The organism is Serratia sp. BNK-23, assembly GCF_047456145.1.
Lineage (GTDB): Bacteria > Pseudomonadota > Gammaproteobacteria > Enterobacterales > Enterobacteriaceae > Serratia > Serratia nematodiphila.
The window spans coordinates 2,357,759-2,375,850 of record NZ_CP179900.1 but is presented as its reverse complement, the minus strand read 5'-3'; the positions used below and the strand labels follow the sequence as shown (position 1 = coordinate 2,375,850).

14 protein-coding genes are annotated in these 18,092 nt (G+C 61.4%); 7 read left to right on the top strand and 7 right to left on the bottom strand.

Annotation, left to right across the window (positions count from 1 at the left end; genetic code table 11):
• The first annotated feature begins 145 nt into the window (after positions 1-145).
• The 3 genes from ACMGF9_RS11240 to ACMGF9_RS11230 are packed head-to-tail and all read left to right on the top strand — an operon-like array spanning position 146 to position 3,813.
• Positions 146-1,162: an iron ABC transporter substrate-binding protein gene (locus tag ACMGF9_RS11240; protein ID WP_021503742.1), complete on the top strand. Its 1,017-nt coding sequence runs from the start codon at positions 146-148 to the stop codon at positions 1,160-1,162.
• 33 nt (positions 1,163-1,195) lie between these two features.
• On the top strand, positions 1,196-2,779 hold the full coding sequence (locus ACMGF9_RS11235; RefSeq protein ID WP_031299659.1) for an ABC transporter permease: 1,584 nt from the start codon (positions 1,196-1,198) through the stop codon (positions 2,777-2,779).
• Positions 2,776-3,813: an ABC transporter ATP-binding protein gene (locus ACMGF9_RS11230; RefSeq protein ID WP_021503743.1), complete on the top strand. Its 1,038-nt coding sequence runs from the start codon at positions 2,776-2,778 to the stop codon at positions 3,811-3,813. The genes ACMGF9_RS11235 and ACMGF9_RS11230 overlap by 4 nt, the downstream gene beginning before the upstream one ends.
• A 32-nt stretch (positions 3,814-3,845) precedes the next feature.
• On the opposite strand, the gene ACMGF9_RS11225 is transcribed toward ACMGF9_RS11230, so the two are convergent.
• The gene (locus tag ACMGF9_RS11225) at positions 3,846-5,342 is read right to left on the bottom strand and encodes an alpha/beta hydrolase (RefSeq protein ID WP_021503744.1); all 1,497 of its coding nucleotides are present in this window, start codon (positions 5,340-5,342) and stop codon (positions 3,846-3,848) included.
• A 221-nt stretch (positions 5,343-5,563) separates the two neighbouring features.
• Between ACMGF9_RS11225 and ACMGF9_RS11220 the strand changes: the two genes are divergently transcribed.
• On the top strand, positions 5,564-5,812 hold the full coding sequence (locus tag ACMGF9_RS11220; protein WP_004938127.1) for a glycine zipper domain-containing protein: 249 nt from the start codon (positions 5,564-5,566) through the stop codon (positions 5,810-5,812).
• A 235-nt stretch (positions 5,813-6,047) separates the two neighbouring features.
• Positions 6,048-8,153: an elongation factor G gene (gene fusA / locus ACMGF9_RS11215; protein ID WP_021503745.1), complete on the top strand. Its 2,106-nt coding sequence runs from the start codon at positions 6,048-6,050 to the stop codon at positions 8,151-8,153.
• A gap of 27 nt (positions 8,154-8,180) precedes the next feature.
• Here fusA and ACMGF9_RS11210 read toward each other — a convergent pair whose 3' ends face one another.
• Both ACMGF9_RS11210 and ACMGF9_RS11205 read right to left on the bottom strand, forming a co-directional pair.
• On the bottom strand, positions 8,181-9,149 hold the full coding sequence (locus ACMGF9_RS11210) for a DMT family transporter (RefSeq protein ID WP_088381612.1): 969 nt from the start codon (positions 9,147-9,149) through the stop codon (positions 8,181-8,183).
• Between the two features lie 98 nt (positions 9,150-9,247).
• Entirely contained in the window at positions 9,248-10,075 is an 828-nt protein-coding gene (locus ACMGF9_RS11205; protein WP_004938135.1) for an AraC family transcriptional regulator, read from the bottom strand.
• 197 nt (positions 10,076-10,272) lie between these two features.
• Here ACMGF9_RS11205 and ACMGF9_RS11200 point away from each other — a divergent pair, with 197 nt between their 5' ends.
• On the top strand, positions 10,273-11,706 hold the full coding sequence (locus ACMGF9_RS11200) for an NAD-dependent succinate-semialdehyde dehydrogenase (protein ID WP_004938137.1): 1,434 nt from the start codon (positions 10,273-10,275) through the stop codon (positions 11,704-11,706).
• 414 nt (positions 11,707-12,120) lie between these two features.
• Here ACMGF9_RS11200 and ACMGF9_RS11195 read toward each other — a convergent pair whose 3' ends face one another.
• From ACMGF9_RS11195 to ACMGF9_RS11185, 3 genes are read right to left on the bottom strand one after another with little or no spacing between them, the layout of a single operon-like run.
• A complete protein-coding gene (locus tag ACMGF9_RS11195) occupies positions 12,121-13,023 on the bottom strand; it encodes an alpha/beta hydrolase (protein ID WP_118892009.1) in 903 nt (300 codons plus the stop codon).
• Complete coding sequence (locus ACMGF9_RS11190) at positions 13,013-13,906, bottom strand: alpha/beta fold hydrolase (protein ID WP_015377949.1); 894 nt, start codon at positions 13,904-13,906, stop codon at positions 13,013-13,015. The genes ACMGF9_RS11195 and ACMGF9_RS11190 overlap by 11 nt, the downstream gene beginning before the upstream one ends.
• A 26-nt stretch (positions 13,907-13,932) precedes the next feature.
• Complete coding sequence (locus ACMGF9_RS11185; RefSeq protein ID WP_118892008.1) at positions 13,933-14,988, bottom strand: sugar phosphate isomerase/epimerase family protein; 1,056 nt, start codon at positions 14,986-14,988, stop codon at positions 13,933-13,935.
• A gap of 140 nt (positions 14,989-15,128) precedes the next feature.
• Here ACMGF9_RS11185 and ACMGF9_RS11180 point away from each other — a divergent pair, with 140 nt between their 5' ends.
• Positions 15,129-15,722: a TetR/AcrR family transcriptional regulator gene (locus tag ACMGF9_RS11180; protein ID WP_021503750.1), complete on the top strand. Its 594-nt coding sequence runs from the start codon at positions 15,129-15,131 to the stop codon at positions 15,720-15,722.
• Between the two features lie 209 nt (positions 15,723-15,931).
• Here the strand turns inward: ACMGF9_RS11180 and ACMGF9_RS11175 are convergent, their stop codons facing one another.
• Positions 15,932-18,079, bottom strand: coding sequence for a hypothetical protein (locus ACMGF9_RS11175; protein ID WP_015377952.1), 2,148 nt, complete (start codon positions 18,077-18,079; stop codon positions 15,932-15,934).
• Between the last annotated feature and the right edge of the window lie 13 nt (positions 18,080-18,092).

The window sequence follows — 18,092 nt, the reverse complement described above, 5'->3', positions numbered from 1 at the left end:
AATTCATTTTGTGAGCGATCGTCAAAAATAATTTAATACGAATCGTTTTCACTATCATTATTGATGTTCTTGGCTAAAATCGGCCTGCTTGCGCTCGCCAGGCGATATTCGTTTTCTTCATTCGAACGCTAAAAAGGATAACTGCATGAAGCTGCGTATTTCATCTCTCGGCCCCGTCGCCCTACTCGCCTCCTCGATGATGCTGGTCTTTGGCGCTCAGGCGGCCTCCGCCGACCAGGGCATCGTTATTTATAACGCCCAGCATGAAAATCTGGTGAAATCCTGGGTCGACGGATTTACCAAAGACACCGGCATCAAGGTGACGCTGCGCAACGGCGGCGACAGCGAACTGGGCAACCAACTGGTACAGGAAGGCAGCGCTTCACCTGCCGACGTGTTTCTGACGGAAAACTCCCCGGCGATGGTGTTGGTGGATAACGCCAAGCTGTTCGCCCCGCTGGACGCCGCCACGCTGGCCCAGGTGGAACCACAATATCGCCCAAGCCACGGCCGCTGGATCGGCATCGCCGCCCGCTCTACCGTGTTTGTTTATAACCCGGCCAAACTGAGCGACGCGCAGCTGCCGAAGTCACTGCTGGATCTGGCCAAGCCGGAATGGAAAGGCCGCTGGGCCGCTTCGCCGTCGGGCGCCGATTTCCAGGCGATCGTCAGCGCGCTGCTGGAGCTGAAAGGCGAGAAAGCCACGCTGGACTGGCTGAAAGCGATGAAAACCAACTTTACCGCCTATAAAGGCAACAGCACGGTGATGAAAGCGGTCAATGCCGGCCAGATCGACAGCGGCGTGATCTATCACTACTACCCGTTCGTGGACGGCGCGAAAACCGGCGAGAACAGCAACAACATCAAGCTGTATTACTTCAAACATCAGGATCCGGGCGCCTTCGTCAGCATCTCCGGCGGCGGCGTGCTGGCTTCCAGCAAGCATCAGCAGCAGGCGCAGGCGTTCATCAAGTGGATCACCGGCAAACAGGGCCAGGAGATCCTGCGCACCAACAACGCCTTCGAATACGCCGTCGGCGTCGGTGCGGCCTCTAACCCGAAACTGGTGCCGCTGAAAGATCTGGACGCACCGAAGGTAGACGCCGCGCAGTTGAACAGTAAGAAAGTTGTCGAACTGATGACCGAGGCGGGCCTGCTGTAAGGCCCGCCGGCAAACCGAGAGTTTTTGATCGTTATGTCAAACCTGAGTACCCACGCCGCGCAGACCGCGCGGCGTTATTCTGTTGTCCCCCGTCACCCGCGGCCAGGGGCGATCGTGGTGGTCAGCGCCGTGTTGCTGTCGTTGCTGGCGCTGCTGCCGTTGGGATTCGTTATCGGCGTGGCGGTTGAAACCGGCTGGCAAACGGTCAAAGCACTGGTTTTCCGCCCGCGTGTGGCGGAGCTGCTGTTGAATACCCTGCTGTTGGTGGTGCTGACGCTGCCGATCTGCGCCGTGCTGGGCGTGGCCCTGGCCTGGTTGACCGAACGCACCACGCTGCCGGGCCGCCGTCTCTGGGCGGTATTGGCGACCGCGCCGCTGGCGGTGCCGGCCTTTGTGCAAAGCTATGCCTGGATCAGCCTGGTGCCGTCGATGCACGGCCTGGGTGCTGGCGTTTTCATCTCGGTGCTCGCTTACTTTCCGTTTATCTACCTGCCTGCCGCCGCCGTGCTGCGCCGCCTGGATCCCGGTATCGAGGACGTCGCCACCTCACTCGGCTCCCGGCCGCCGGCGGTGTTTTTCCGCGTGGTGCTGCCGCAGCTGAAACTGGCGGTCTGGGGCGGCTCGCTGCTGATCGCGTTGCACTTGCTGGCGGAGTATGGCCTGTACGCCATGATCCGTTTCGATACCTTCACCACCGCCATCTTCGATCAGTTCCAATCGACCTTCAACGGCCCGGCGGCCAACATGCTGGCCGGCGTGTTGGTGCTGTGCTGCCTGGGGCTGCTGTTGCTTGAGGCGATAAGCCGTGGCCGCGCACGCTATGCCCGCGTCGGTTCCGGCAGCGCCCGCAGCCAAACGCCGCGCCGCCTTTCGCCGCCGCTCGCCGCGCTGGCGCTGCTGCTGCCGATCGCGCTGACTGCGCTGGCGTTGGGCGTGCCTTTCATTACCCTGGCCCGCTGGCTGTGGCTGGGCGGCCTCGACGTATGGCGCAACGCCGATCTGTGGCCCGCGCTGTGGCAAACGCTGTCGCTGTCCGCCGCCGGCGCGCTGCTGATCACCCTGTGCGCCATTCCGATGGCCTGGCTGTCGGTACGCTATCCGGCCCGGCTGTATCGGGTGCTGGAAGGCTGCAACTACGTGACCAGCTCGCTGCCCGGCATCGTGGTGGCGCTGGCGCTGGTGACCATCACCATTCACAGCTTCCGGCCGATTTACCAGACCGAAATCACCCTGCTGCTGGCGTATCTGCTGATGTTTATGCCGCGGGCGCTGATCAATCTGCGCGCCGGTATCGCACAGGCGCCGGTGGAATTGGAAAACGTGGCGCGCAGCCTGGGCAAATCGCCGGCGCAGGCGTTGTGGAGCACCACGCTGCGGCTGGCGGCGCCGGGCGCCGCTGCGGGCGCGGCGCTGGTATTCCTGGCGATCGCCAATGAACTGACCGCCACGCTGCTGCTGGCGCCGAACGGCACCCGCACGCTGGCCACCGGCTTCTGGGCGCTGACCAGCGAGATAGACTACGTCGCCGCAGCGCCTTATGCGCTGATTATGGTGGCGCTGTCATTGCCGCTCACCTGGCTTCTTTATTCTCAATCTAAACGCACGGCGGGACTATGAGCACGCTCGAACTGCACGGTATCGGAAAATCTTACAACGCCATCAGAGTGCTGGAACACATTGACCTGCAGGTTACCGCCGGCAGCCGCACGGCGATCGTCGGCCCTTCCGGCTCCGGCAAAACCACTCTGCTGCGCATCATCGCCGGCTTTGAAATCCCCGACGGCGGCCAGATCCTGCTGCAGGGGCAAGCCATGGGCAACGGTGGCGGCTGGGTGCCTGCACACCTGCGCGGCATCGGCTTCGTTCCGCAGGATGGCGCGCTGTTCCCGCACTTTACCGTCGCCGGCAACATCGGTTTTGGCCTCAAGGGCAGCAAACGCGAGAAACAGCATCGCATCGAGGCGTTAATGGAGATGGTGGCGCTGGATCGCCGTCTGGCGGCCCTGTGGCCGCATGAACTGTCCGGCGGGCAGCAGCAGCGGGTCGCGCTGGCGCGTGCTCTGTCGCAGCAACCCCGGCTGATGCTGCTGGACGAGCCGTTCTCGGCGCTGGATACCGGCCTGCGCGCCGCCACCCGAAAAGCGGTGGCCGAACTGCTGACGGAGGCCAAAGTAGCGTCGATCCTGGTCACCCACGATCAGAGCGAGGCGCTGTCGTTCGCCGATCAGGTGGCGGTGATGCGCAATGGCCGGCTGGCGCAGGTGGGCGCGCCGCAGGATCTTTATCTGCGCCCGGTCGATGAACCGACCGCCAGCTTCCTTGGCGAAACGCTGGTGTTGACCGCTGAACTGGCGCACGGCTGGGCCGACTGCGCACTGGGGCGCATCGCCGTCGACGATCGCCAACGCAGCGGCCCGGCGCGCATCATGCTGCGCCCGGAGCAGATTCAAATCGGCTTGTCAGATCCGGCGCAGCGCGGCCAGGCGGTGATCACCGGCATTGATTTCGCCGGCTTCGTCTCTACGCTCAACCTGCGGATGGTCGCCGGCGGCGCGCAAATCGAGATCAAAACCGTCAGCCGCGAAGGCCTGCAGCCCGGTTCTCAGGTCACTCTCAACGTGATGGGCCAGGCGCATATTTTCGCCGGCTGACTCACTTAAGGCCGGGCTGCTCCCCGGCCTTCTCAGCGGCAAATCTTGTCACGGCGCGGCTTTTTCGGCGCCAGCAGATAATCCACCACGCTTTCGTCAACGCAGCTGTCGATGCCGTTCAGCGCCAGCGTATGCCCGTCGCGTTCGCGGGTGATCAGCGGGCTTTTAAAGGCCGAGGCCATCACCTGGGCATTGCGGTACGGCGTGGTTGGATCGTAGCGCTGGGCGACGAACAGCAGCGGCGGCAGCGCGGCGGACGCCACCGGGGTGTGCGGCCGATCTTTGCCGCGGTACGGCCACAGATCGCACATTTCCAGCGGGTATTCGTGCAGCGGCAGATAGTGGGCATACAAAGCGGCGGTATTGATCTCCTGCCGCTGCCGGCGCAACTGCTGCGGATCGGCCGTCGGGTTGGCGACGTCGGCGCAGGTGATGACGTTCAGGGCGTCATCGGCATCCGGCGAATAGCTTTCGTCGATCAGATCGGAAACCTGCTGCCCGGCGATGCCGGCATCAAGCTGGCGCAGCACGGTGGCCAGCTCATGCCAGCGCTCCGGCCACAATAACAGCGAACGCGTGACCGTCAGCACGTCGTCGGCGGAGATTTCATAGCCCGCTGCGGTGACGAACGGTTGATCGTGCAGCTTGCGCAGCAAGGCGTGATAGCGCTGCAGCGCCTGATTGGCGCCGCCGCCAAGCTGACAGCTGTCGGTTTTTCCGCAATAGGCGGCGAAGCGCAGGAAGCTTTGCTGGAAACCCCGTTCCTGGTTTAGCCGCTGGGTGAAATCGTCCTCAGCCAGATCCACCACCCCGTCCAGCACCAGCGCGCGCGTTTTCTTCGGAAAACGCTCGGCATACAGCGCCGCCACCTTGGTGCCGTAAGAGTACGCCACCGCCGTCAGCCCTGGCTCGCCCAGCGCGTGGCGGATCGCGTTCAGATCGTTGACCGCTTCGTCGGTGCCGATATGTTGCAGCACGTCCGCGCCGGTCTGTTTGATGCAGGCGGCAATCAGGGCGCGCGTCAGGTTCTCCGCGCCGGCCACGTCGTTGTCGTCCGGTTCAGGGAGTTCGTCACCTTCGGCCAGCTGGCAGGAGATTTTCGGCGTCGATTGGCCGACGCCGCGCGGATCGTAACCGATGATGTCGTAGGATTTACGCAGCCTGGCGACGTGGGCGTCGTTGCCTAAATAGGGGTTGATGCCCGGCAGGCCCGGCCCGCCGCTGATCGTCACCACGCTGCCCTTTTTCGGCCCGGTGGCGGGCAGCAGGGTCAGCGCCAGGCGCACGGTCTGTTCGCCCGCCTGCACGGTATGAGCGGGTGGCGTGGCGTACGCCAGCGGCACCTCGAGATAGCCGCAGCGCAGCCCCGGCGGCGGCGGCTCATCGAACCAGCGCTGAAAGCCGCTGTTGAGACAAGATTGCCAACGAATGCCGTTCCCGGCCGCCGCCCCGTGGAGCGCAGGCTTAGCCTGAGCGGGCAACGCGGCGGCAGTCGCGGCGAGCAGCGCCAGAATACGCAGTACTGACATGGGGAGTCCTTTCAACTCAACGAATCGGTCAAAGGGTAACGCTACCCGGTTAAACCGCTAGCCAATAGAACACAAAAAGCCGCGCGGGTGAAGCCGTCACCGCGCGCCCGGCAAGACTTTTCTCTGCTCGGATTGCTCTTATAACGCACAGAATGCTGCAAAAAACGTCGTTTGCCTGCTAGGCTTAGGGTTCATTATCCCACAAGGAACAGGAGAGCAGCATGTTTGGAAAAGCGGAAGACAAAGCCAATGAAGCCGCAGGCGCGGTAGAAGAAGCGTTCGGCAAAGCCGTTGATTCGCCGGAGCATCAGGTGCGCGGCGCGGCGCGCAAATACGCCTCCCAGGCCAGCTATGCCGCCCGAGACGCCGCGGACAGCGTAAGAACGCAGGTGGAAGCCAACCCGCTGGCCGGCGTGGCCGTTGCGGCAGCGGTCGGCATCGTTTTCGGCTTCCTGCTGGGACGCAAATAAGCGGCGAACGCCGCTCGACAACAGGCCCGTTACGGGCCTTTTTTTCGCCTTTTCTTCGCCTGCGTGCAAACTTTCATCTATCACAGCCATCGCTTAAAAAAACCAACGCCTTCAACTACGATTAGTTTGTGACCAGAGCGAGGCTCTGCGATCCGACGGATAACCCTATGAGGATTATCACCATTATCCATGCTGTTTAAGCCGCTCTCCTTCACGCGGCTAAGAAAGGTTGATTATGGCTCGCACCACCCCTATCGAACGTTACCGCAATATCGGCATCTCCGCGCATATCGATGCCGGCAAGACCACCACCACCGAGCGGATTCTGTTTTACACCGGGGTCAGCCACAAGCTGGGTGAAGTGCATGACGGCGCGGCGACCATGGACTGGATGGCGCAGGAACAGGAGCGCGGCATCACCATCACCTCGGCGGCCACCACCTGCTTCTGGAACGGCATGCAGCATAACTATCCGCAGCACCGCATCAATATCATCGATACCCCCGGGCACGTCGATTTCACCATTGAAGTGGAACGTTCGATGCGCGTGCTGGACGGCGCCGTGATGGTCTATGACTCGGTGGGCGGCGTGCAGCCGCAGTCGGAAACCGTCTGGCGTCAGGCCAACAAGTACAAGGTGCCGCGGCTGGCGTTCGTCAACAAGATGGACCGCATCGGCGCGGATTTTTTCCGCGTGCGCAAAATGATGATCGAGCGCCTGAAAGCCAACCCGGTGCCGATCGTTATCCCTATCGGCGCCGAAGATCACTTCAGCGGCGTGGTGGATCTGGTGCGGATGAAGGCCATTCTGTGGGACGAAGCCTCGCAGGGCATGAACTTCAGCTTCGAAGAAATCCCGGCAGAGCTGCGCGATTCGGCGCAGGAGTGGCGTGAAAACATGATTGAGGCCGCCGCCGAAGCCTCGGAAGAACTGATGGAGAAATACCTCAACCAGATGCCGCTGAGCGAAGAGGAGATCGTCCACGGGCTGCGGGTGCGCACCGTCGCCGGTGAAATCCAACCGATGCTGTGCGGATCGGCGTTCCGCAACAAAGGCGTGCAGCGCATGCTGGACGCGGTGATCGAGCTGATGCCCTCGCCGCTCGACGTGCCGCCGATGGAAGGCCACGGCGAACACGATGAAATCATCACCCGCAAAGCCGATGACAACGAGAAATTCTCGGCACTGGCGTTCAAACTGATGACCGATCCGTTCGTCGGCCAACTCACCTTCGTGCGCGTCTATTCCGGGGTGCTGGCCAAAGGCAGCAGCGTTTATAACCCAATCAAGGGCAAAAAGGAGCGTATCGGCCGGATCGTGCAAATGCACGCCAACGATCGTAAGGACATCGACGAACTGCACGCCGGCGACATTGCCGCCTGCGTCGGCCTGAAGGACGTCACCACCGGCGATACGCTGTGCGATCCCGGCGCCATCATCACGCTGGAGCGCATGACCTTCCCCGAGCCGGTGATCGCCCAGGCGATCGAGCCGAAAACCAAGGGCGACCAGGAGAAAATGGGCATCGCGCTGCAGCGCCTCTCTTCGGAAGATCCGTCGTTCCGGGTGCGCACCGATGAAGAATCCGGCCAGACCATTATCTACGGCATGGGCGAGCTGCACCTGGAGATTATCGTCGATCGCATGCGCCGTGAATTCGGGGTGGAGACCACCACCGGCAAGCCGCAGGTGTCGTACCGCGAAACCATCCGCAAACGGGTGGCCGACGTGGAAGGCAAGTTCGTGCGCCAGTCCGGCGGTAAAGGGCAATACGGCCACGTGGTGCTGACCGTCGAGCCGAACGAACCCGGCAAAGGCTTCGAGTTCTTCGATGAGATCAAGGGCGGCGTCATTCCGGGCGAGTTTATCCCGGCGGTGAAAAAAGGCGTGCTCGAGGCGCTGAATAACGGCGTGCTGGCCGGTTATCAGGTGGTGGACGTCAAGGTGCACCTGACCTTCGGTTCTTACCATGACGTCGACTCGTCGGAACAGGCGTTCCGCATGGCGGCGATCTTCGGCTTCAAGGACGCCTGCCACCTGGCGGATCCGGTGATCCTGGAGCCCATCATGTCGGTAGAGGTGGAAACGCCGGAGGATTACGCCGGCAACGTGATGGGCGATCTCTCCTCACGCCGCGGTCTGGTGCAGGGCATGGAAGAGATCCCGGGCGGCGGCGGCAAGGAAATTCGCGCCAAGGTGCCGCTGTCCGAGATGTTCGGCTACTCGACCACCCTGCGTTCGATGTCGCAGGGCCGCGCCACCTACACCATGGAATTCAGCCACTACGCCGAAGCGCCGCGCAACGTGGCCGAAGAGATCATTCACCACAGCAAGCGTTAACCCTCACGCCCGCCGCCACGGCGGGCGTCACCTCGGCTTGTCCTCCAGCGCCACCACCACCGGCTGCGGCTTGATGCGCATGGCGTACACCACGCCGGCGATCAAACAGACGATGCCCGCCAGCGTCAGCAACGGCGGCCAGGCCTGGCGCAGCAGAAAGGTATACGCCAACCCCGCCAGAATTTCGAACACGATGAGCGGCCCCACCAACACCGTCGGCAGCCGCTGGCTGGCTTCGTTCCAGCACAGCGCCCCCAGCCAGGAGCAGAACACGCCGATAACCAGCATCAGCGGAATAAACACCTCGGGGCGCGGGCCGAACGGCAAGGCGAACGCCGGCTCGCTCAGCGCCAGCTGACCGCAGACCGCCAGATAGCCCAGCAGCGCCAGCGGCAGCGTCACCAGCCCCTGCGCCGTGGCCCAGGTGGCCGGCCGCTGCGTCGGATTCTCCCGCAGCCAGCGTGAATTGCGCAGCGGGAACCAGGTCCAGCACGCCACCGCCAACACGGCCAGCCCAAGACCGCTGAGATAGCGCCAGCCGTCGATCGATACCGCATTGCCGCGCAGCTCGGCGACGTTCACGCACGCCAATCCACAGACGATCAGCAGCAGCGCCGGCGCCAGCTTGCCCCAGGCCAGGCGCCCGTCGTGCCGGCCGTAAAACAGGTTGGCGCAGATGGCGATCACCACCGGCAAAGTGCCGATGATCATGGTCGAGACCGGTGCGCCGGTGCGCTGAATGGCGCTGGCCAAACACAGGTAGTACAGCAGATTGCCGATGGCCGTCAGCTTGAGCGCTTCCAGCCAATCCTGACGCCGCAGCTTGCGCAGACGGCGACGATCAAACCACGCCAGCGGCAAGGTAATCAGCCCAAAGGCCAGATAGCGCCCGGTGGACTGCAGCGCGGCGGGATAGTCCGGTACCAGCAGCGGGCCGACGAAAATCAGTCCCCACATCAGCCCGGCGGCCAGGGCAAACACAACGCCAATGAACATAACGACTCCGACAAACGGCCGGCGCGGCCAACCCGCCCGACAAGACAGCGGCAGAGTAGCGAAAACGCGGGGAGGAATTATTGTAGCAGGTTGCTGTTTTAGCCCAATTTCACCTGTTTCTGGAAACGCACCGGCGTGACGCCGTAACGATTAGCGAACGCGCGCGTCAGATGTGCCTGATCGGTCAGCCCCGCCGCCGCCGCCACCTGTGCGGCGGGTATGCCGCGCTCCAGCATGCGTTTAGCCTGCGACAGCCGGATCGCCATCAGCATCTGCTGCGGCGAGACGTGATATTCGGCCTTGAACTTGCGCTGGAAATGGTACGGGCTGAGCGAGACCAGATCGGCCAGTTGGTGGAGGGTTACGGCCTCGGCATAATTATCGTGCAGGTAGCTTTTCACCACCTCGAAACGGTGCGCCGCCTCGGCTTTCTCTCGCTGCCCGGTGCGGATATGCGGGTGCAGCAACTCGACGGCCTCCAGCAGCAGGCCGTCGAGCGTAAGCGGATCCTCGGTTTGCCACAGCATGGCGAGAATGGCGGACAGGCGCTGCGCCGCCCGCGGATCGTGGCGCACCGCCTCGGTAAACCACTGGCTCCGATCGCCGGACAGCTGCTCCAGCGCCTCGGGCGCCAGATAGAGCATGCGGTAACACCAACCGCCCGGCGTTTCGGCTTCGCCGGTGTGCAGCTCGTCCGGGTTCATCAATACCAGCGCGCCCGGCGCCGCTAAATGCTGCGCCCCGCGATAGCGAAAACGCTCCGCCCCGGTGTCCACGGTGCCGATGGCGAAGGCGTCGTGGGTATGCGGCTCGAAGGCATAGCGCTCAATGTGCGCCTGATAGAGTTCGACGCCGGGCAGATGCGACAAATGCCGGAACTGCGCGCAATCCTTCTCGAACGGAAACTGTTGTGGAACCCCTTGCACCCGACCTCCTCATCCGTGCTGACAATCTGCTCAGCATAGCCAAAACATCGCCGATTGAGTAGCCGCCCTGGTCCTTTCGTGCCCCTCGCCTGGACGATCGCCGCCATTCGGCGTAGGGTTAAGGTCCCTGTCCCATTCAGGCGCGCCGCATCGCAAAACTCAGCGGCCCCTGACCACTCCGTAAACAAGAGGCAACAATGTATCCGGATACTCAACTGTATATCGATGGACAATGGCGCAACGCGCTGGCCGGGAAAACCCTGCCTGTCACCAACCCCGCCAGCGACGAGGTCATCGGTCAGGTGGCGCACGCCGCCACAGAGGATCTCGATCTGGCGCTGGCCGCCACCGAGCGCGGATTTAACCTCTGGCGCAACACCGCCGCACACCAGCGCGCCAACCTGATGCGCAAAGCCGCTGCACTGCTGCGCGAACGCGCCGACGCCATCGCCGCCATCATGACGCAGGAACAGGGCAAACCGGTGGCGCAGGCCAAGATTGAAATTCTCAACGCCGCCGACGTTATCGACTGGTTCGCCGGCGAAGCCACCCGTACCTACGGGCAGATCATTCCGTCCCGCGCCCGCGACGTGCAGCAGCAAACCCTGAAACTGCCGGTCGGCCCGGTGGCCGCCTTCACGCCGTGGAACTTCCCGATTAACCAGATCGTGCGCAAGCTGTCCGCCGCGCTGGCGGCGGGTTGTTCCATCATCGTCAAAGGTCCGGAAGAAACCCCGGCCTCACCGGCAGAGCTGATCAAAGCCTTCGCCGACGCCGGTATCCCAGCCGGGGTGATCGCACTGGTGTACGGCACCCCGGCGGAAATCTCGGAATACCTGATCCCGCATCCGACCATTCGCAAGATCTCCTTCACCGGCTCCACCCGCGTGGGCAAACATCTGGCGGCGCTGGCCGGCCAGCATATGAAAAAGGCCACCATGGAGCTGGGCGGCCACGCGCCGGTGCTGATCTTTGACGACGCCGATCTCGACGCGGCAGCCAAAGAGCTGGCGCAGTCGAAGTTCCGCAACGCCGGCCAGGTCTGTATCGCCCCGACCCGCTTCCTGATCCAGCAAGGCGTTTACGAGGCCTTCGTGGAGAAATTCACCGCCGCGGTGCGTGAGCTCAAGCTCGGCAACGGGCTGGAAGACGGCGTGACGATGGGCCCGATGGTGCTGGGCCGCAGCGTCGACAATATCGAGGCGCTGGTGCAGGACGCTATCGCCCACGGAGCGAAGGCCAGCACAGGCGGCAAACGCGTGGCGGGCAAAGGCAACTTCTTCGAGCCGACGGTGCTGCGCGACGTGCCGCTGAGCGCGCGCGCCATGTCGGAAGAGCCGTTTGGCCCGGTAGCCCTGCTGCGCCCGTTCGCCACCTACGACGAGGCGATCGCCGAAGCCAACCGTCTGCCGTACGGGCTGGCCGCCTACGCCTACAGCCGCAACATCGCCACCGTCAATGCGCTGGGGCGCGACGTGGAGAGCGGCATGCTGAGCATCAACCACATCGGTTTTGGCCTGCCGGAAACGCCATTTGGCGGCGTGAAAGACTCCGGTCACGGCACCGAAGGCGGCAGCGAAGCGATCGAATCCTACCTGGAAACCCGCTTCGTCACCGTCGCCGGCCGTTAATCACGTGTCTGATGAATAAGTGCGGGTAATGCTGGTTAGTTAGCGTTTTTCTGAACGTATTTGTGCAGTTTTCGGTCGATAAAGGTGAGATGCGCCATGAGGATCATACGCCTCGACCGAGCCAGGGGCCGAAGGCGCGGCCCCTGGCAACCCGCGCCTTTGCCCTATCAGACGGTTGGCTTTGCCAACTTCCCTCTCTCCGCCATACCGCATTGAGGCCGGTTGCGACAGGCGTCCCTGCCTGTCTCACCTGAAACCGCCGTCCATGGCGGTTTCTCCTAATGCGCTATGCCTGCGTTCGGCGTCTTCAAGGGCGCCCAACACCCTGCTTATCTCACTATTTTTATTGCTTTTCATAACGCAACATCAAACGAATGGGATAAGAATGGTTCATCGCATCTTAGCGTGAACTTTTTACTCGCAAGCCAGCTCGAACAGGCGCCGCGCCGCCGGGGTCAGCCCCAGCATGTGTATGCAGGCATGCACCATGCCCGGCAACCGTTCGCAGCGTACCGCCACGCCCGCCTCGCGCAGCCGCTGCGCATACTCCTCGGCCTCATCGCGCAGCGGATCATATTCGCAGCTCAGAATGGTGGCCGGCGGTAACCCGCGCAGCGTGGCGGCGTGCAGCGGTTCGCCGTAGGGTTCGCGCCGCTGAGCCAGATACTGCTGCCAACAAAATACCATCGCGTCGCGCGTCAGAAAGTGCCCCTCGGCAAACTCGCGATAGCTCTCCGTCGCCATTTCGCGGCTGAGCGCCGGGTACAGCAGCAGCTGGCGCTCGATATGCGGGCCGCCGCGATCCCGCGCCAGCAGCGCGACCGCCGCCGCCAGATTGCCCCCGGCGCTGTCGCCCCCCACCGCCAGACGGTCAGCGTCAATCCCTAACTGCGGCGCCTGTTGCGCAGCCCAACAGAGCGCCTGATAGACATCTTCCAGCGGCTGCGGAAACGGATACTCTGGTGCCAGACGATAGTCGACCGACAGGATCACCCGGCCGGTGGCGTTAGCCAGCGCCTGGCAGGGCTGGTCATACAGCGCCAGCGAACCGAGGCACCAGCCGCCTCCGTGGGCGAACAGCATCGCCGGTTGTGCGGCAGCGCGCCTTTCCCCCGCCGGTAGATAGACGCGCAGCGCAATCCGGTGCCCATCGGTGGCGACCACCGTATAGTCCCTGACGCCGCCGCTCGGTGCCGCTTCGCCCTGCAGCAAGCGCAAACCGGTTTCCGTGGCCGCGCGCATTTCCGCCAGCGACGCGGGTGGCGGCACATCGGCCGATGCCGTCAAAAAGGCGGCGATGCGTTCATCAAGCGGCATGCTGTTCTCCCGCAAGGAACGGCGTAATCAGTGCGATAAACGCCTCATGACACTCCTCGGTGATGAAATGGCCGCAGCCGGCGACCGTTTCGCCCCGCAGATCGCGCGCATTGCCCTGCAGCGTCGTCAGCGGCGCGTCGCCGGTGGCGTGTTCCGCCCCCACGGTCAGCACCGGCATCGTCAATGGCGTGGCGGCGCGCACTCGGTTCTGGCGAACGGTCTCCGGGATCGCCCGGTAATAGTCGAATCCGGCGCGCAGGCCGCCCGGCGCCGAATAGGCGGTGATATAGACCTCAGCCGCCACCCGGTCGCGCCGATAGGACCAGCGGTTGAAGATATAGCCAAGATACTCCCGCTCGCGCCCCTGGGTCAGGGTCTCCGGCAAATCCGCCAACTGGTTGAACATGAAATGCCACAGGAAGATGTTCTCCTCCGGCGCGACGAAAATCGGCGGCGGCGGCGCCAGACCGGGGATCACCGCCTCCGTCAGCACCAGGCGTTCCACCGCCTGCGGGAAATCGCTCGCCATGGCGTAACCGACCCACATGCCGATGTCGTGGCCGACCAGTTGGTAACGTTCGTGGCCCAGTTGCGCCATCATCGCGTGCAACGCCGCACCGATGCTGCCGGTGTCGTAACCGCCGACGGGCTTGTCAGAGTCGCCGATGCCCGGCGGATCGACGGCGATCGCCTGAAAACCGGCCGCCGCCAGGGCGCGCATCACATGGCGCCAGGTGTACCAGGTTTGCGGCCAGCCGGGGATCAGCAACACCGGCCGCCCTTCACCGGCTATCACGCAGTGGATACGTTGGCCATTGACCTGGGTATAGACGTGTTCCGCCCCGAGATCCTGCAACAGGATCTCGTTCTCTTGTTGTTTCATGGGGTGACTCCCTGTGATGGACTGGCTCAGCGAATGCCGAGCAAGGCATTGATCTGCTGTGGGTTAACCGGTGCGCCGGCGAAATCGTCGAACACTTTGTCGGTGACACGGATAATGCGATCGCGAATGAAGGCCGCGCCCTCGCGCGCGCCGTCCTGCGGATTTTTCAGGCAGCATTCCCACTCCAGCGTCGCCCAGCCCGAATAGCCGTACTGCGTCAAACGGGAAAAAATGCCGTTGAAATCGACCTGACCGTCGCCCAGCGAGCGGAAGCGGCCGGCGCGATCGATCCATGACTGATAACCGCCGTAAATGCCCTGCCGCCCGGTCGGATTGAACTCGGCGTCCTTAACGTGGAACATGCCGATAACCTCTTTATAGATATCGATAAACTCCAGATAGTTGAGCTGCTGCAGCACCATATGGCTCGGATCGAACAGCACCCGGCAACGCGGATGATGGCCAACGCGCTCAAGGAACATCTCGTAGGTCACGCCGTCATGCAGATCTTCACTCGGGTGAATTTCGTAGCACAGGTTGATGCCCTGCTCGTCGCAGGCGTTGAGCACCGGCAGCCAGCGTTTGGCCAGCTCGTTGAACGCAGTGTCGATCAATCCTTCCGGCCGCTGCGGGAACGGGAACAGATAGGGCCAGGCCAGTGAACCGGAAAAGGTGCCCAGCTCGCTGAGCCCGAGCCGCGCCGAGGCTTTTACCGCCAGCAGCATTTGCTGCCGCGCCCACTCGCCGCGCGCGTTGGCATCGCCGTGCAGCGCCGGCGGCGCGAAGCTGTCGCACAGCGCATCGTAAGCCGGGTGCACCGCCATCAGTTGGCCGAAAATATGGCTGGTCAGTTCGCTGACCACCAACCCATGCTCCGCCAACATACCGGTCAGATCGTCGCAGTAGGTTTGGCTTTGCGCAGCGGTGGCCATGTCGAATAAACGCCGATCCCAGGCCGGGATCTGCAACGCGCTAAAACCGATCTGCGCCGCCCACTCGGCAATGGCGGGCAGGCTGTTGAACGGCGCTGTCTCATCGCTGAACTGCGCGAGATGCAGGCTTGGACCTTTGAGGGTTTTCATCGTAAACTCCTATTGGTTGTCGATTGACAAACAATAGGAGCAAAGCGCGGCGACCGCAAGCGAAATTTATAAAGGCATTGGTATTCCCGCCGATTTAAGCGATCCTATGTCGCTGAATGGCAGGTAAATTGGAGCAGCGAATGGCAGGCAGACCGCGCGAGTTCGATCGCGAACAGGCGCTTTTAAAGGCGCGAAACTTATTCTGGCGGCAGGGTTACGAAGGCACCTCGATGTCGGATCTGGTGGCGGAATTGGGTATTGCTTCCGCGCGCATCTACAAAGCGTTCGGCTCCAAAGAGCAGCTGTTCCGCGAGGCGATCGCCAGTTACGAAACCAAGGAAGGCGGCTTTGCCGATCGCGCCTTCGCGCAGGAAAGCGGCATTCGCCCGGCGATCAAACGCCTGCTGGAAGATGCCGTGCGGCTCTATAGCCGGCCGGATCTGCCGCAGGGCTGCATGGTGGTCTCCTCCGCCGCCAGCGTCAGCGCAGAAAACGACGGGCTCAAAGTCTGGCTGGCAGAGCACCGGCTGCAGCGCACGCAGCAGATCGTCGAACGGCTGCGCCAGGCGGTGCAAACCGGCGAACTGCCGGCCGACACCGACGCCGACAGCCTGGGAGACTATTTCGCCGTATTCCTTCACGGCCTGTCGATTCAGGCGCGTGACGGCGTCACCGAGGCGCGGTTATTGGCGGCGGTAAACGTGGCGCTGACGGTTTTGAACAGCAGCACTTAATCGACCGTCAGGTGCCCTCTTTAATGCGGCTCGGATCACGGCGCGATTTTTATGTGGAAACATATGGCGGCGGAGGAACTGCGTTTCCGATAAAATCCGCGATGTGAGGATTGGTATTTTCCGGTTTGTGGATCAGGGCAACCTGATACGGGATCGGCCTCCACTTCCTCCGTCAGCATGTTGATAGGAGGCAAACCCAACGGGCCAGTTTAATACATGAACCAGTTACCATTAACTTCAACGGCAATCTCCAAGACACTTCCCGGCTGGAAATCAGAGATTTTCATCCGGTTTGCGTCTGTCGGATTCTGAGAATCGTGAATGAAGAGCGCGCCATTACGGTAAGTGGCCGACTTGATTTCTTTAGGTATCGAAACCGTACCGCCGCCGCCCCCGGTTACAGGGTAGGTCTTGGTACCCATTACGTTTGCGCTAATAACACTCAAGATCGGCTGATCGGAGCCGTAGTTTTGACCTTCCAGATACTTAGGCATCCACATCCAGTTGAGATCTCCCGTCAACGACGCTGCGTTAGCGGGGATTGTTACTTTCAGGAATACCTTATTTCGCCCAGCAGTATGGATAATGGAACATGGCGTTGCGATTTGGCCTTCGGTTGTATTACCGTTGCGCATTTGCAAGGTAGTAACCAGAACCCGATAGCGGAAGGTATGGGTCTGATCCATATCCTCACCGTGGACCCACGCCAGTGGCTGCGTTTCCAACCGGTCGACCCACATACGCTCGACGATCTGGCCTTTCTTCGCGTTACCGTCGTAAACGATGGTGTAACGAATACAGTTATCGTTTTCCTTAGGCTGCTGCTTGTAGACTTCATCGAAGTCTTGAACCCAGATCTGGTTGATCTGTTTCGCGTTGTTCACTTCACCGCTACGGGCAGTCAGTGCGTAACGAGTGTTGATGTTAGCGCCACGGGAACAGCCCATTGAGCCTTCTACGACAAAATACGGGAGCTTATCGTAGTCCTGGTTGTACGGATCGACTTTGGAGTGATACCAGTCGTTGGCATCAGAGTTATCGGCGCTGTTGTTGATGTGACCAGCTTGCTCGATGTAAGCATTGTGGATTTGACCATAATAGTCCGTACCGGTTTTAGTCGGCGCCTGGAATGGTACACGGGATGTCCAGTACGTTTTGGCGTTCTCGATGATGACACTCAGGTTGCCACGGTTATAACGAGAGTAGTTGATCCACGCGCGATGACAGATGCCGCGGTATTTCTCATGCGGGTTATCCGTATCGGCGCCGTACTGATCCATGTTGGTCAGACGCCCTCCTTCTGAGGTCTTAACCGAGTTTTTAGACTTATAGAAATAGTCATCAAAGAACTTATCAAGCTCGAAGTGCTTATCGCCGAACTTGTTATTACTTCCGTTACCGACGGTGATGTATTTCCACACACAGTAGTCACACCACCCCAGAGACCAGATGTCCATGGTGGTATAAGGTGGCACCCATTGGCCGCCGTATTGAACGTTGTTACGCTGTAGCCACATACCGCCGACAATGAACGCCGCCATGCAGTTATCCATGGTTTGGATACCGAAGAAGCAGCTATCTGCGCCCTGAAGCAAAACGGGGATGCCGCAATTACGGTAGATCATATCACCGAAGTGTGACTGGTCGAAAATGACGCCGTCGGACAGAATGCCGATGAAGGCATTTTGAATGGTGAGGTCGGCAACACCTACGGCGCGGACGAACCCTGTCATGCGAGTTGTGGTTGGGTAACCGTCTGGACGGAATAAGATGCCAATACGCTGGTCTAACCCAACGCCGTGTACGTCACGCGACCAGCCAAAATCAAGAATAGTGTTGACTTGTTTAGAGCCACGCAGTTGAACCCTGCTCGGGATCTCCAGAACAGCGTTCATGGTTTCCTGGGGTTCAGGACAGATATCCTTATCTTTGCCCATCGCAATAATGGCAGGCGCCGCTGTTCCATCATCGAACGGTAAAGTATATTTGGCACTGTACGAATAGAAACCGAATCGGTATACATTACCCATACACAGAACTTCACCGCCGCCATTTTTCTTAGCGGCATTAATGGCGGATTGAAACGCCACCGTGTTGTCGAACTGCCAGTCTCCTGGTTTGGCGCCGAAGTTCTCCACATCCAGTGTTTGATTGACACGCGTCCAATAGAATCCTTGGCCAGCGGCGATAAAACCGTTATCGTCGACGCCATCCCCAATAGTGGCAACAAACTCACCGCCGCCAAAGCGAAGCCCTGGCAACCAGGATTTCAGAAGAATGCGATCACCGGTGGCGGAGGGTATAACAGTACGAAGTTGTTCGAAACTTTCTACCTGATTGTCTATTTGATCACTCATTGGAAAACATCCT